Source organism: Lujinxingia vulgaris (genome assembly GCF_007997015.1).
Taxonomy (GTDB): domain Bacteria; phylum Myxococcota_A; class Bradymonadia; order Bradymonadales; family Bradymonadaceae; genus Lujinxingia; species Lujinxingia vulgaris.
The window spans coordinates 86,611-100,153 of sequence record NZ_VOSM01000005.1 but is presented as its reverse complement, the minus strand read 5'-3'; the positions used below and the strand labels follow the sequence as shown (position 1 = coordinate 100,153).

Below are 13,543 nucleotides of genomic sequence, written 5' to 3'. Positions count from 1 at the left end.
TTAGGCAGTTGCGCAGAAGCGTCAAGCCTAAAGTGCGCGCTTTACGACGCCTGCTGCTCCATTGCTTCGAGCTGCTCTTTGACGGCCTGTTGCATGTCGGCGCTGAGCCCCTCGCGCGCCTGCAGCTCGGTGAGGGTGTTGCGGGCGTCGTCGGTATGACCCAGCTCCAGCTCGCAGAGCGCGATCTGGAAGGCGGCCGCGTCGCGGGCGTCCGGATCGTCGGCGGCCTGACGGAACTCGTCGAGAGCCTCGTTGAGAAGTCCCATCTCGCGGTAGGCCACGCCCAGCTCCAGGTTGGAGTTGACGACCTCTCCGAAGTTCGGCGCGGGGACCTTGCCGGTGGGGTTGGCCGCGTTGGGATTGAACTTCTGCGAGAGGCTGCGCGCGCCGAAGGGGTTGTCGGCTGCGCCCAGACCGCCGCGCACCTGCATCAGCTGCGCGCGCCGTTTGGCCAGACCCGGGTGGTTGGGATGCTGATCCTCAAAGGAGCTGATCGCCTCGGAGGCCTCCTCGGTCAGCCCCTGCTGGATGAAGAAGTCGATCTCGGCCATCTCGCCCATCGGGTCGTCGCCGCCGATGTTGACGTCGCCGCCGGAGAACATGTCGCCGAAGAGATCGTCGAAGATGTCGTCGGCCTCCACGTCGGCGAAGAGCGCGTTGACGCTGGGCGCCTCATCGCCCACCGGGGCATCGTCGAGGGCCGAGAAGTCCATCTCGTCGATACCGCCGACGTCCTGGCCCAGATCCATCTCGACGACATCGTCGGTATCAAAGGCAAGCTCCTCGTCGGAGACCACGCTGGAGGCGATGTCCAACCCGTCCATCAGGCCGGCATCTTCGACGCCCTCAAACGTGCCGATCTCGGCCACATCCATATCGTCGAAGTCGGCGATCTCCTCGATCGACTCGATGTCACCGAGGGAAAGCGGCTCGGCCTCGGTGGCCTGCGCAAGCCCGCTCTCAGGGGCATCGCCGAAGGCGTCGAAGGCCGAATCCAGGGTCTCCAGCGCGGCGTGCACCGCGTCGTCGGCCTCAAACTCCTCGGAGGGGGGCAGGAAGTCGACGACCGCCTCATCGAGAAACTCCAGCGAGTCGGAGACGGGCTCGGGCTCCACGTTCACAAATTCGTCGATGTCGTCGACGTCGACCTGCATCGTGCCCGGCTCGTCGCTGACCTCCACCACTTCGATGGCGTCGATGGAGATCTCGGCGATGCCGTCGGTGGGAGGCGGTGCGTTGAGGTCGACGCCCAGCGCCTGCGCGCGCACGTGCACCGCCTGCGGGTTGGGAGCCACCTCCAGCGCCTCGGTCAAAAACTCATAGGCCCGCAGCGGGGTCTCGGCGGTGAGCTCCGCCAGGGTGATCAGCGTGCGGTAGGCACCGGCCTGATCGCGGGTGGCACGCGCCAGATCCAACTTCTGCTGGTGGGCCACCACGCTCTGTGGCGAGCGCTCCAGCGCGGCTTCAATGGCGGCGACGGCCTTGTCGTAAAGTCCGTACTTTAAGAAGACCTGGCACTCGCTGAGCATCTGCCGGATCTCGGTCTCGCTGGCCGGCGCGGGCTCCACCTCCTCGATCGCAATGAGCCCGGAGGAGGTGCCATCGTCAAGAAACTCCACCTCGTTGGTGATGTCGACAAAGGCTTCGACCGACTCGGCAACCGGCGCCGGTGGTTGAGGAGCAGGCGGCTGCGGAGCGGCCGGCTGATAAGCCTGCGGCGCGCTCTGACGCGGGGGCGCCTGGGGTTGCGATGCGGTGCGCGCGGCCGATTGCGCCGGCGCCAGCGCGACCTCCAGGTCGTCGTCCAGAAACTCGATGTCGTCGTCGAGGAACTCCACCCCGCCGAGGTTGTCGGCCGGAGGCGGCGTGCTCTGGCGAGCGCGCAGCGCGTCGGTGGAGGGCGCGTCGGCCAGCACCCCGCTGTCTTCGGTCGATGGCGAGAGCCCCAGCGCCTCTCTGGCCTGGGCGTTGTTCGGATCGAGGCGAGCGATGCGCCGCCAGGCGTTCTCGGCGTCGGCGCGTCGGCCTGCTGCCGTGTAGAGCGGCGGCAACGAGAGCGCCACCATCACGGCCTTATCGCCGCGCCCGAGCCGCTCAAAGGTGTCGCTTAGAAGCTCCAGCGTCTCCACATCTTCCGGGGTCTCCCGAAAGAGGATCTGAAGATGCTGCAGAGCTGTCTGCTCATCGCGTCGCTCCAGGTGCAGGCGCACCACCTGCTTGCGCAGATCGTGGCGCTGCGGCGTCAAAAAGAGCACGCGCTCAAGCACCTGCAAAAGCTCATCGTGGCGCCCCTCCGCCTCGAGCTTGCCGGCACAGAAGGTAAAGGCCTCGACCGCCTGGGCGTTGAGCCCGTCACGGGTGTAGCGCTCGGCGAGCTGAATGCGCAGGCCCACGTCTTCGGGGTCGATGCGCACCATCTGCTCGAGCATCTGGCGCTGGCGATCGGCATCTCCCAGCTCTTTGTACATGCGCTGGGCTTGATGGAAGGAGCGCACCGCGTCTTTGAGACGCCCCAACCGGAAGTAGCACTCCCCGATGGCGTGATGCAGGGCCACGTCGCTGTCGTCCAGGCGCTGGGCCTGTTTGTAGACAGCGATGGCCTTCTCGTACATGTCTTGCTGGGCGTAGCGGTCGGCCACCGTTTTGTAAGCCGAGAGCGCCTCATCAACGCGCTCAAGCTTGACGTAGAGGTCGCCACACTTGAGCAGCGTGCGCAGATCGGATGGATCGTCTTCGGCCAGGAGCAAGTACTCCTTGAGTGCCTTATCCCAGTTGCCCTTGCGGATGTGTTTCTGAGCCGCGTTGAGCACTTTGTTGCGGTTGATCGCCACGGAGTTCCCTGCGCGTCGCAAGACGATGAAGCCGGGGGACGGGACGGCAAAGGGTGCGGCCGCCCGGCGCGAGTTTCAAAAGGCTTCGGGGGGTAAAGGCCGATGATACGTTGGCCTTTTCGAGAGCGTCAAGGTGGCCGGTGAGCATACGCTCACCGGCCCGAAGCCGGGGATAGAATGCATAACCCCGACCCTTTATTTTCGACGCTTACTTGTTGACGCGCTCCACAAACTCGCCGGTGCGCGTATCGACCTTCACCATCTGGCCGATCTCCATGTAGAGGGGCACCTGCACGGTCAGGCCCGTCTCAAGGGTGGCCGGCTTGGTGGCACCCTGGGCGGTGTCGCCCTTAAAGCCCGGATCGGTCTGGGTGACTTCCAGCACCAGGAAGGTCGGCGGCTCCACGCTGATCGGCTTGCCGTTGTGGAAGAGGATGTCCACCTCAAGGTTGTCTTTGAGGTAGGGAAGCACCTCTTCGACCGCATCATTCGACAGACGGATCTGCTCGTAGGTCGAGGTGTCCATAAAGACGTAGAAGGCGTCTTCCGGGTAGAGGTACTGCATCGTGCGCGACTCGAGGTTGGGCTGATCGACCTTATCGCCGGAGCGGTAGTTCTGGTCGAGCACGCGCCCCGAGATCAGGCTCTTGATGCGGGTCTTTACAAAGGCGACGCCTTTGCCCGGCTTCACATGCTGGCAGTCGATGATGACGTAGGGCTCACCGTCGATCTCGATCTTGAGGTTTTTACGAAAGTCCTGGGTGCTGATCATGGGTCGCTCTCAAAAGGTAGGCGTGCCCCGGCCGGGGGCGTCGTCGGGTGTTGATAGGGCAGGGCAGGCTCTCCACGCGAGTCGGCGGCGCCGCGCGCCGCGTTTTGAGCAAGCCCCTTAACTTCATTCAGGTCTGGGTTGGCCCGCTGCGGGCCTTATGCTGCGCCGGCTTCAGCGCATCTCGCGCTCAACAAATGGCGAGATCAGACGCAACATCGTCTGACCCCGGTTGACGTCTCCCTCAGCGGTGAGGGCAAGAATAAGCAGATATTCTTCGGCGACCACCTTGGCCAGCGCCGTAATCGATCCGGCGGTGATGCTGACCTCGTTGACCTCGCCGACGTCGTAGATCTGCAGGCGTCGAAACTTGTCCAGGAGGTTGCTCAGCTCGATGGCCACCGCGCTCATCTGCGGCAGCTCCTCGTCTTTGTAGACGCTGTCGATGGGGATGCCGTCAAAGCCAATGAGCAGGCAGCCGATGGCGCCCTCGACGTTGTTGACCACGCTGGTCAACTTCTGCTTGAACATGAAACCTCCAAATCTGGCAAACCCCCGGTCTTTGCCGTGGGCCTTTTACGGCGGTGCAGCGGGGCAACTCTCCAACAGAGCGGTGTTCAAGGTCAAGAGCCTACCGCGTCAAATGGGGGCCTGTACAGCGCTTTAGCAGGGGGCGGTTGGCCCTCAATTGCTTGAGCCTTGCCCGCTATGATACCACCGGCGCCCCCGAGAAGGCCCACGCGCGCGAGGAGCGCGTCGGGGCGCCTGCGGGCATCGAACACTGGGATGTTGACGCGCGGCCAGGAGCCGCGATGAGGATAGCATGATGGCGAGAGTTGCAGCCGCCCTGGTCGTGGCGTTGAGCGCGGTGTTGGTCTTCTGGGGTGCGGGAAACTTCGGGATCTGGGAGCCCTGGGAGTCGGGCGCGTTGCGCCTGGCCATTGAGGTCAGCGAGCCCGCGACCCCGGCCGACGACGACGCTTCCGCCGAGTCGGAAGAGGATCGCAAGGTCGCCGAAGACGACGCGGAGAGTGCGGAGAGCGCGGAGCCGGAGGTTGCCGCCGGCGATGGACTCGACGCCCGCGCCCGGGCGGTGCTCGGCGAAGAAGAGGGGCGTTTTTCGGGCCTGCGCCTGTGGTGGTTGACGCAGACGGTCGACGATGAGCCCGTTGTGGAGTCGGGCGAAGTCGGTCAGGCGGAGCGCGGCGTGCGCGCGCTGATGATGCTCATGGCGCTCTTGCTCGTGGTGGGCGTGGGCCTGTGGGCCCGACGTTTCCTGGGTGAGCGGGCCGCGCTGCTCAGCGCAGTGATACTGGCGACGACGCCGGCGGTGCTCCTGGGCGCGATCTTTGTATCGGGCCCGATCGCGATGATGCTCAGCTCCACGCTCGCGCTCCTGGCCTTTGTGGGCGCGGCGCTCGAAGAGGAGCGCCGCCGCGATCGAGACGACGCGGCGATGAGCCGCCAGGCCCTGGGCTGGCTGGGTGCGGCGATGCTGGGGCTTATGCTCTCGGTGTGGGAGGGCGGCGTCTTTGGCGCGCTCGTTCCCGTGCTCACCGCCCTTGTGGTGGCGCTCTTGGAGTGGCGCAGCCCGCAGGCCGGCCGCCCTCTTGCCAGAACGCTGCTAAACTGGCGCGGCGCCCTCTGGGTCGGGGCCGGTCTGCTCACGCTCGTCGTGCTCGCTAGTGACACCGGCTGGGCCTACCTGCTCACCCAACATGGATTTGCCGACGACGTGGACTTCGCCAGCCGCTTTGGCTGGTGGTTGCGCCAGATCGGCTTTGGCTTCTTCCCCTGGTTCGCGCTGGCCTTTGCGGGCTACGGCTACATGAGCCAGCGCCTGGCCGGGAGCGCCCCCGCTGAAGACGCTTCCAAATGGTCTGAGGCCGACGCCTCCACCGCCTTGATGGCGCGGGTGCTGATGCTCTGGCCGGCGGTCGCCTTTGTGGTGATGGTGGTGGCCGGGCGTTTTGGCCACGCCACCTTTGCGGCCTTTGTGCCCCTGGCGCTCGGTGTGGCCTGGGCGCTCTCCGACAAAGATTACTGGGCCGAACTTCGCCTGCGGCCGCAGCTTTATCTTCTGCTCGCCCTCAGCGCGATCTTCATCGTGATGATGCTCGGCAAAGATATTGAACGCTTCCCGCCGCGCCTGGTCGAGCTTGTGACCGCCGGTCAGGATGAGCTGGGCCTGGGCGAAGACTACGAGTACGGCCGCGCGCTGAAGGTGTGGAAGTACGGCTACGTGGCGCTGCTCGCGGCTTATTTTGCCGGGGCGATAAGCTGGCTGGTCTTCTTCTGGCGCGACCTCAAGATCTTCTGGGGCTGGCTCAAACGCACCTGGCGCGCCTGGCGAAATAAGGGCGACGCGAGTGCCTCCGAGGCCGCTGAAAGCACCACCGTGGCGGCCGACGCCGAAGGGGCCGATGCGGCATCTTCAACCTCGGCCGCACCCATGAGCCCCGGAGAGGCGCGCGCCGCCGAGCGCGAGGCCTACCGCCAGGAAGATGGCAAACTGGCGCGCCTCGCGGCCTTTGCCGAGGGCTACACCGGCCTGCTCATTGTGGCGACGCTGGGCGCGGTGAGCTGGGCGGTGATCGTGGTCGGCGTGTTTTTGCCCGACCTCGATTCCAACCTCTCCAACCGCAAGATCGTGGCGAGTTACCTGGAGGCGCGCGAGAACGATGAGCCGCTGCTGCGCTACGGCTACGACACCAGCGAGTCGGACTTTTACCTGCGCGGGCTTGAGTCCATCCCGCACTCCCGGGCGTTTAACGCGCGTTTTGATGAAGAGGAGCGCTTCTTTGCGCTGATTCCGCGCGACCGCCTGGCGGCGGTCCACTCTGACGTGCGCCGCGCGCATAAGGCCGATCTTGTGGTGGTCGATAACAGCTCGTCGTCGATGGTGCTGGTCAGCAACAAGCTCGGGGAGGGCGAAGAGGATCAGAGCCCCCTTGCCGGCGCGCTGTTGGATGAACTTCCCGAGTCCGCGACCCCCATCACCGTGGAGGGCGACGCGGAGAACTCGCCGGCGTTTAATCGTCAGATTGAGCTGATTGGCTACGAGCTCAACAAGAAAGCCGAAGGCGATGAAAATCCGCGCTACAGCTGGGGCGAAGAACTGACGATGACGCTCTACTTCGAGAGCCTGCGGCGAGTGACGAGCGAGCAGGAGATCTTCGTGCACATCGACACGCCGGGAAATCGCATCGGCGCTGACCACGAGCCGGTGGGCGGCAACTACCCGACCAGCCGCTGGCTGCCCGGTGACATCGTGCGCGATGAGCACACCCTGACCATCGATCGCTACTCGACGCCGGGGACCTACACGATCTGGATCGGCTTCTACAAAGGCTCCGACCGCATGGACGTAAGCCCGCGTAAGGGGCACGACGGGCAGAACCGCGTGAAGGTGGCCGAGATCGAGATCGAGGCGTTTTGATGCGGCGTTTGCAGCGGGTATGCGCGGGTTGCCTGGCGTTGCTGATGGTCCTGTGGACCGCTTCTGCTGCGGCCGATCCGCAGGTGGGTGAGGAGGCCAGTGAGGCTGAAGCGGCCCCCGGCCTCTGCGTGCTGGAGGCGGTGGAGGGGGGCGTGCGCTGCGTGGGTGGGGCTGGCGAGGAGGTGCAGCTTGAGCACCCGGCGCTCTACGGGGATCCCAACCGCTATCGCGAGCGCCAGGGTGGGCGCCGCCCGGTGGGGCCGGTGCGTCTCAGCGATCGTTATTATTACGGGGTGCGCGCTGAGCTTCTGGTCTTCGATGCGCAGCAGCGCGCGGTGATCGAACGCGTGGCGCTTCCCACGACCCTGCGCGAGATCGAGGCGGTGCGGGAGGGGGAGACGCCCTATCTGCGGCTGCATCTGGAGGGGGAGTCGACCCCCGCGCTCCGATACACCCCCGGCGTTTCTTCCAACGCCGCGGCCTACGGCGGCCCCTGGTCCTGGCCCGAGACGCTCGGGGCGATGCAGGACGCCCTCTGGCGCGAGGAGGTCGCGCTGGGCCGTGAGCCCGGCGCGGTGCAGGCCCCCGATCCCGAGCTTGAGGCCGAGCAGCCCGACGATGGCGCGCTCCTCGAAGCGATGAGCGCCCGCGCCGAGCTCGACCGCACCAACATCTACTACGCCCTTTACCGCGCCGAGGCCCTGCTCCGACTTGCCCGACCCGAGGAGGCCCGCAGCGCCGCCATGCAGGCCGCCGAGCGCGATGCGCCCTGGTACGATCTTCTGCGCGCCAGCGCCCGACTTCGTTATTTTGGGCTGGATGCGGCCGCCGACCTCGCGATGGGGCGCGGCCTGGAAGCGATGCGCGACGCCGGCGTTCGCCCCGGGGCGATGACCAGCCCGGTCGCGGCGAGTTTTATGTTCATCTGGTTGCGCGAGGCGCTGGACCGCGTGGCGGGCGCGCCGCGGGTCAATGAGGCCGACGCCACAGTGAGCGCAGCCCGGGTGCTGGAGCAGGCCGAGGAGGCCATGCCCAACGCCGAGGGTCTGCGCGCGGCCTGGCGCGCACTCGGCGCCGAGAGCGTCGCCCACCTCACTCGCCCCGGCCCGGGCGCGATGGTGGAGGAGGCGGTCGATGAGGTCGATGAGCACCTGGTCATCGGCCTGGGACTTTTGCTGGCGATGCTCGGCGGCGGCGCGGTGGTGGGACTGGGCCGCGGTCGCGGTCGCTGGGTAGCGGCCGATGTGCTGGTGCTGGCGTCGCTCCTTGCGATCAGCGCCTGGAACCTCGGAGAGCTGGGCCGCGCCGCCCAGCGCGCAGCCTTTGTGTGGGAGGCGCCCGTTGAGATCGGCAGCGACGCGCTCAACGCGCCCGGGGCGCGGGCCTGGCTCGATGGGCTGGCCGACTCCGGCGCGCGCTCCCAGCTCCGAGAGATCATCGGCGTGCAGGAGCTCGCCATGACCCGAGGCCGACCTCTGGAGGGGGGCATCGATGGCGACACCATCGCTCGCCAGCTCGAAGACGCCATTGACGCCCACCTCGCCGCCCACGCCATCGACTCGCCAGCCGAGCTGGAGGTTTCGCCGGCGGTGCGCGAGGAGTTTGGGTGGCTCGACGCGGTGCGCGCTATCGATCTTCGGGGCGGGCGCGGACTGCTTGTGGCGGCGGGGCTTGTGCTCAACGCCTTGATGCTCGGCGGGCTGGTCTGGGTGCTCCTGGGTCGCTCGCCAGCGCTGGGTCGCAGGCTGCGGGGGTGGTGGCCCGGAGCGCCGGCGGCGCTGGGCCCGGCGCGCGTGGGCGTGTGGGCGGCCTTCTGCGTGGGGCTGGCCGGGGTGACGCCGCTCGCGAGCGCGGTGCGTGGGGTCTGCGGGGAGGTGTGGGCCGGCTATTACGGGCTGGCTCCCCTGGCCGAGGCGCCCGGGCCCCAGCCCTGGGCGGTGACGCTGCTGGTGGGCGCGCTGGCGCTGCACCTGGGGGCGGTGGTCCAGGAGCGGGCCAGTGCGGCGCGGCGCGCGCGCCGGGCGGCCTCCGCAGCCCCTGTTGACGCGACCTGAGGCACGTCGGCGTTTTGCGCGCTGAGCGTTGCTCTCCGATGCTCAGCGCTTGTGGATGCCCAGAATCTCCCGGGCCTCCGCCGGCGTCGCCGGCTCCCGACCCACCTCCCGGGCCATCTGTGCCATCGCCTCAATGAGCGGGCCGTTGCCGTCGACCTTGCTGCCGTCGGGCAAATAGAACGTGTCTTCGACGCCGGTGCGCAGGTTACCCCCGAGCTCGGCGGTGCGCCGGTGGATCGGCCAGACCTCCTCTCGCCCGATCACGATCGACTGCCAGGGCCGCCCCTGGGGCATCTCATCAAGCAGGATCGGCAAGAGATCTTCGCGGGCGGGCATCCCGCTGGCCACCCCCTGCACAAGGCTGATGGTGTAGGGAGGTTTGAGAATGCCGTGAGCCTCAAACATCGCCAGCGAGCGCAGAATCCCGGTATCAAAACACTCGCACTCCGGCACGATCTGATGGGCGTGCATCACCTCCAGAAACGCGCTGATCTTGGAGACGGGGTTATCGAAAAGCATCGGCGGCCAGGCCCACTGCCCGTTGCTGCGCACCTTAAGGTAGTTGAGCGAGCCGGCGTTCATCGCGGCCATCTCCGGCTCAATGGCCTCCAGGCAGGCGCGCGGCCCGTTGATCTCATCGCCCACCACACCCGTGGTCAGGTTGAGGATAAGCTCCGGCGCGGCCTCCTTGATCGCGTCAACCACCTCCCGAGCGAGCTCCACCTCCCAGGAGGGAAGCCGCCCGCTGGCCTGGTCACGAAGATGCAGGTGCACCACCGACGCCCCGGCGTTGTAGGCCGCGCGGGCCTCCTCGGCCATCTGCGCCGGGGTATAAGGCACCGGATGCTGCGCCGGGTCGGTGAGCACGCCGTTGAGCGCGCAGGTGATCACAACGGTATCGGGGCTTGGGGCCATAGCAGCTGCTCCGCAATTCAGGCCGGGACTTCGGCGCGGGTCGAGGTGGAGGATTCGCGCTTGGTTTTATCGAAGAACTCCACGGTGCGGTAGGGGTAAGGGATCTCGATGTCGGCATCATCGAGCGCGTCTTTGATGGCGGTGGCCACCTGGTCGCGGGCGAGCACCTCGCTGCGCTTCTGCGAGTCAGTCCAGTAGAAGATGTCGAAGTTCACCGAGCTGTCGCCGTGGCCGCTCACCAGCACATCGACCGAAGGTTCGCTCAGCACGGCCTCACAGCCCTCGACGGCCTCGCGGATCACCCGGCGCGCCTCTTCGATGTCTTCGCCGTAGCCGATACCGGTGGAGAAGGTCGAGCGCCGCTTCTTCTCGGAGGTCTGCACGGTCACCGAGCTTGTGTAGATGTCGGAGTTGGGGATGACGATGTCCACGCCGTTGTACGAGCGCATGGTGGTGGAGCGGATATCGATCGAGCGCACCGTGCCCTCATGACCGCCGACTGCGATCTGGTCGCCGACGATGAAAGGGCGCTGCAGAAGCAGCAGAATGCCGGCCAAAAAATTCTGAAAGATATCTTTGAACGCAAAACCAATTGCCACACTGGAGAGGCCCAGTACGCCGACCAGATCGCCGGCCTCAAGCCCCGGAAAGACGATGGTGGCTGCGGCGAAGATGCCGATCACAGTCAGCAGCACCGAGGCCACCGTACCCGCCAGGCTCTGCAGGCTGGGATCATCGAGCACTCGCCCCACAATATTACGCGCGGCCTTTCGACCCAGCTTCGAGAGCATGATGAATGCGCCAAAGACCAGGGCGGCCATCACCAGCGTGGGCAACATCTCCAAAAACGCGTTGGAGTACTTCTGCAAGACTTCCATCAACGACACCGTGGGCACACCGAACTCCTTAAGTTGATTGAGGTTTCAGGTTTCGCGCCGCCAAAGCTCACCGCGATCGTCACGATGTCAAAGATGGGTCGGGAAGAGGTGCGGGCATAAAAAAACGGCCTCCCCGAAAGGGAGGCCGTTTTTGATGCTACGTCGAGGCAGCAGCGCATCGCGACGACGCGAGGCGCTGCTGCTGCGGAATCAGTAGCGGTAGTAGTCGGGCTTGAAGGGGCCCTCGATCTCCACACCGATGTACTCGGCCTGGGAGTCGCTGAGCCTGGTCAGGGTGGCGCCCAGCTTGTCGAGGTGCAGCTTGGCGACCATCTCATCAAGGTGCTTCGGAAGGGTGACAACGTCCTTGCCGTAGGCTTCGGCGTTGGCGTGAAGTTCCATCTGCGCGAGCACCTGGTTGGTGAAGGACGCGCTCATCACGAAGCTGGGGTGGCCGGTGGCGCAGCCCAGGTTCACCAGGCGGCCTTCGGCCAGGATGATGATGGAGTTGCCCGTCTCCTTGAACTTCCACTCGTGGACCTGCGGCTTGATCTGGATCTTCTCGACTTCGCCGCGCTCGCGCATCGCTTCGAGACCGGCCATGTCGATCTCGTTGTCGAAGTGGCCGATGTTGCAGACGATGGCGTTATGCTTCATCCGCTTCATGTGGTCGGCGGTGATGACGTTGAAGTTACCGGTGGCGGTCACATAGATGTCGTAGCCCATGTCCAGGGCCTGCTCCATCGTGATGACGTCGAGGCCGTGCATGCAGGCCTGCAGCGCGCAGATGGGGTCGATCTCGGTGACGGCCACGCGGGCCTTCTGGCTGGAGAGCGACTGGGCCGAGCCCTTGCCCACATCGCCGTAACCGGCAACCAGCGCGCGCTTTCCGGCGAGCATCACGTCGGTGGCGCGCATGATGGCGTCGACCAGGGAGTGGCGGCAGCCGTAGACGTTGTCGAACTTACTCTTGGTGACCGAGTCGTTGACGTTGATCGCCGGGAAGAGCAGCGTGCCTTCTTTCTGCGACTGGTAGAGGCGGTGCACGCCGGTGGTGGTCTCCTCGCTCACGCCACGGATGTTGGGCGCGGTGCGGCTCCAGTAGCCCTTATCGAGGGTCTGAAGCTCTTTGAGCACCGAGAGCACCACGCGGAACTCCGCGTTGTCGGTGGAGGAGGGGTCGGCGGTGATGTTGTTCTGCTCGAACTCATAGCCTTTGTGCACGAGCAGGGTGGCGTCGCCACCGTCGTCGAGGATGAGGTTGGGGCCCTTGCCGTCCGGCCAGTTCAGCGCCTGGAAGGTGCACCACCAGTACTCTTCAAGCGTCTCACCCTTCCACGCGAAGACCGGCACACCCTGGGGGTTGTCGACGGTGCCGTTGGGGCCGATGGCCACGGCGGCGGCAGCGTGATCCTGGGTCGAGTAGATGTTGCAGGAGGCCCAGCGCACGTCGGCGCCCAGCGCGACCAGCGTCTCGATGAGCACGGCGGTCTGAATGGTCATGTGCAACGAGCCCATGATGCGGGCGCCTTTAAGAGGCTGCGCGGCGCTGTACTGCTCGCGAAGCGCCATCAGACCGGGCATCTCGTTTTCGGCCAGCTCGATCTCTTTACGGCCAAAAGCCACCGTCTCCGGGCTGAGGTCGGCGACCACAAAGGGGTCGTCGCTCAAGAGCGGGCGGCCGGTGTTCATGAAGGGGGGGATGGCGTCGACGGGCGAGCTGGTCATGTGAAGCTCCCTGCAAAGAGGTGGGTATACGTAGGACGCGCCGAGGCGCGAAAGTTCCGCTGTTCTGGGGGCCGGCGCACATTGCGAAAGGCCTGGGTGCCGCAAACCTGTGCAGCATTCAGGCGAAGTCAACAGCATGTGAGACTTCGGCCGGCAACTCTGGCCAAAGGGTTGACCAAAAGTGCTTATTCCTGTCAAGCGCGCGCCTCAGATCGCGGTCTTCATCGCCGAAAAAGCGCAGACTCAGGTGGTGTTCGCGCCGAGGTGAAGATCACCGGTTGCCGGCGTGCTGACAGGTGCCCACGTTCTCGCCAGCCTCTTTGATGCAGACCTGCAATTCGGTGCAGTTATGCTCTGAGAGGCACCCGCTGCTGCATTGCCCGAAATAATCGCTGGAGCAGTACTGGGAGGGGTGGCAGATCGCAAAACGGGAGGGGTTATCCGGGTCGCCACAGGCGGTGTAGCCCGGCTCGAGGTCTTCGCCGCGGCGGCGGTCTTCGTAGGTGGCGTGGTCCACGCAGGTGCCCACGCGCTGGCTGCCGGTCTTCAGGCAGAACTGCTCGTGGCTGCAGTTATCCTGCGAGAGGCAGCCGTTGTGACAGATGCTCAAGATCTGGGAGCTGCAGTACTGCGAGGGATGGCAGATAACCCCGCGGCTCGGCTCGGGGAAGTCGTTGCAGGGGGTGTAGCCCTGAGCCAGCGTGCGGCGCTCATCTCCCGGGCCCGGCTCGCCATCGAAGAGGGGGCCGCAGCTACTCAAAAGCAGCGCAACACCAACACTCAGCAGCATCGTCACAGGAGGGAACATCGGCAGGTTCGTGGGCATCATCAGCTCGTCGCGAGGTTTGCGAAACGCGAAGTGAATAGAGACGCAGGCGTCATCGTTGGTCTGTGCGCATCTGACGGCGCGCCCCGCGCGGGCATTCAAA

9 protein-coding genes are annotated in these 13,543 nt (G+C 65.8%); 2 read left to right on the top strand and 7 right to left on the bottom strand.

Annotation, left to right across the window (positions count from 1 at the left end; all coding sequences use genetic code 11):
* Positions 1 to 41: 41 nt before the first annotated feature.
* From FRC98_RS11830 to FRC98_RS11820, 3 genes are all read right to left on the bottom strand, one after another.
* A complete protein-coding gene (locus FRC98_RS11830; RefSeq protein WP_146981650.1) occupies positions 42 to 2,831 on the bottom strand; it encodes a tetratricopeptide repeat protein in 2,790 nt (929 codons plus the stop codon).
* 208 nt (positions 2,832 to 3,039) lie between these two features.
* Complete coding sequence (gene efp, locus FRC98_RS11825) at positions 3,040 to 3,603, bottom strand: elongation factor P (RefSeq protein ID WP_146981649.1); 564 nt, start codon at positions 3,601 to 3,603, stop codon at positions 3,040 to 3,042.
* 171 nt (positions 3,604 to 3,774) lie between these two features.
* On the bottom strand, positions 3,775 to 4,131 hold the full coding sequence (locus FRC98_RS11820) for a roadblock/LC7 domain-containing protein (RefSeq protein ID WP_115605807.1): 357 nt from the start codon (positions 4,129 to 4,131) through the stop codon (positions 3,775 to 3,777).
* Positions 4,132 to 4,423: 292 nt separating this feature from the next.
* Here FRC98_RS11820 and FRC98_RS11815 point away from each other — a divergent pair, with 292 nt between their 5' ends.
* Entirely contained in the window at positions 4,424 to 7,039 is a 2,616-nt protein-coding gene (locus FRC98_RS11815; RefSeq protein ID WP_146981648.1) for an ArnT family glycosyltransferase, read from the top strand.
* 44 nt (positions 7,040 to 7,083) lie between these two features.
* On the top strand, positions 7,084 to 9,093 hold the full coding sequence (locus FRC98_RS11810) for a proline dehydrogenase family protein (RefSeq protein ID WP_146981647.1): 2,010 nt from the start codon (positions 7,084 to 7,086) through the stop codon (positions 9,091 to 9,093).
* 42 nt (positions 9,094 to 9,135) lie between these two features.
* Here the strand turns inward: FRC98_RS11810 and FRC98_RS11805 are convergent, their stop codons facing one another.
* From FRC98_RS11805 to FRC98_RS21525, 4 genes are all read right to left on the bottom strand, one after another.
* Complete coding sequence (locus FRC98_RS11805; RefSeq protein WP_146981646.1) at positions 9,136 to 10,008, bottom strand: beta-keto acid cleavage family enzyme; 873 nt, start codon at positions 10,006 to 10,008, stop codon at positions 9,136 to 9,138.
* 17 nt (positions 10,009 to 10,025) lie between these two features.
* Positions 10,026 to 10,904 (bottom strand): mechanosensitive ion channel family protein, encoded by an 879-nt coding sequence (locus FRC98_RS11800; protein WP_146981645.1) that lies wholly within the window; start codon positions 10,902 to 10,904, stop codon positions 10,026 to 10,028.
* A 192-nt stretch (positions 10,905 to 11,096) separates the two neighbouring features.
* On the bottom strand, positions 11,097 to 12,578 hold the full coding sequence (gene ahcY, locus FRC98_RS11795) for an adenosylhomocysteinase (protein ID WP_230467577.1): 1,482 nt from the start codon (positions 12,576 to 12,578) through the stop codon (positions 11,097 to 11,099).
* 307 nt (positions 12,579 to 12,885) lie between these two features.
* Entirely contained in the window at positions 12,886 to 13,440 is a 555-nt protein-coding gene (locus FRC98_RS21525; RefSeq protein ID WP_230467531.1) for a hypothetical protein, read from the bottom strand.
* Positions 13,441 to 13,543 lie beyond the last annotated feature (103 nt).

What these genes read in the sequence shown, in the direction of transcription:
- efp (WP_146981649.1), bottom strand. Translation starts at nt 3,603, where the DNA reads ATGATCAGCACCCAGGACTTTCGTAAAAACCTCAAGATCGAGATCGAC.
- FRC98_RS11820 (WP_115605807.1), bottom strand. Translation starts at nt 4,131, where the DNA reads ATGTTCAAGCAGAAGTTGACCAGCGTGGTCAACAACGTCGAGGGCGCC.
- FRC98_RS11815 (WP_146981648.1), top strand. Translation starts at nt 4,424, where the DNA reads ATGATGGCGAGAGTTGCAGCCGCCCTGGTCGTGGCGTTGAGCGCGGTG.
- FRC98_RS11810 (WP_146981647.1), top strand. Translation starts at nt 7,084, where the DNA reads ATGGTCCTGTGGACCGCTTCTGCTGCGGCCGATCCGCAGGTGGGTGAG.
- FRC98_RS11805 (WP_146981646.1), bottom strand. Translation starts at nt 10,008, where the DNA reads ATGGCCCCAAGCCCCGATACCGTTGTGATCACCTGCGCGCTCAACGGC.
- ahcY (WP_230467577.1), bottom strand. Translation starts at nt 12,578, where the DNA reads ATGAACACCGGCCGCCCGCTCTTGAGCGACGACCCCTTTGTGGTCGCC.
- FRC98_RS21525 (WP_230467531.1), bottom strand. Translation starts at nt 13,440, where the DNA reads ATGCCCACGAACCTGCCGATGTTCCCTCCTGTGACGATGCTGCTGAGT.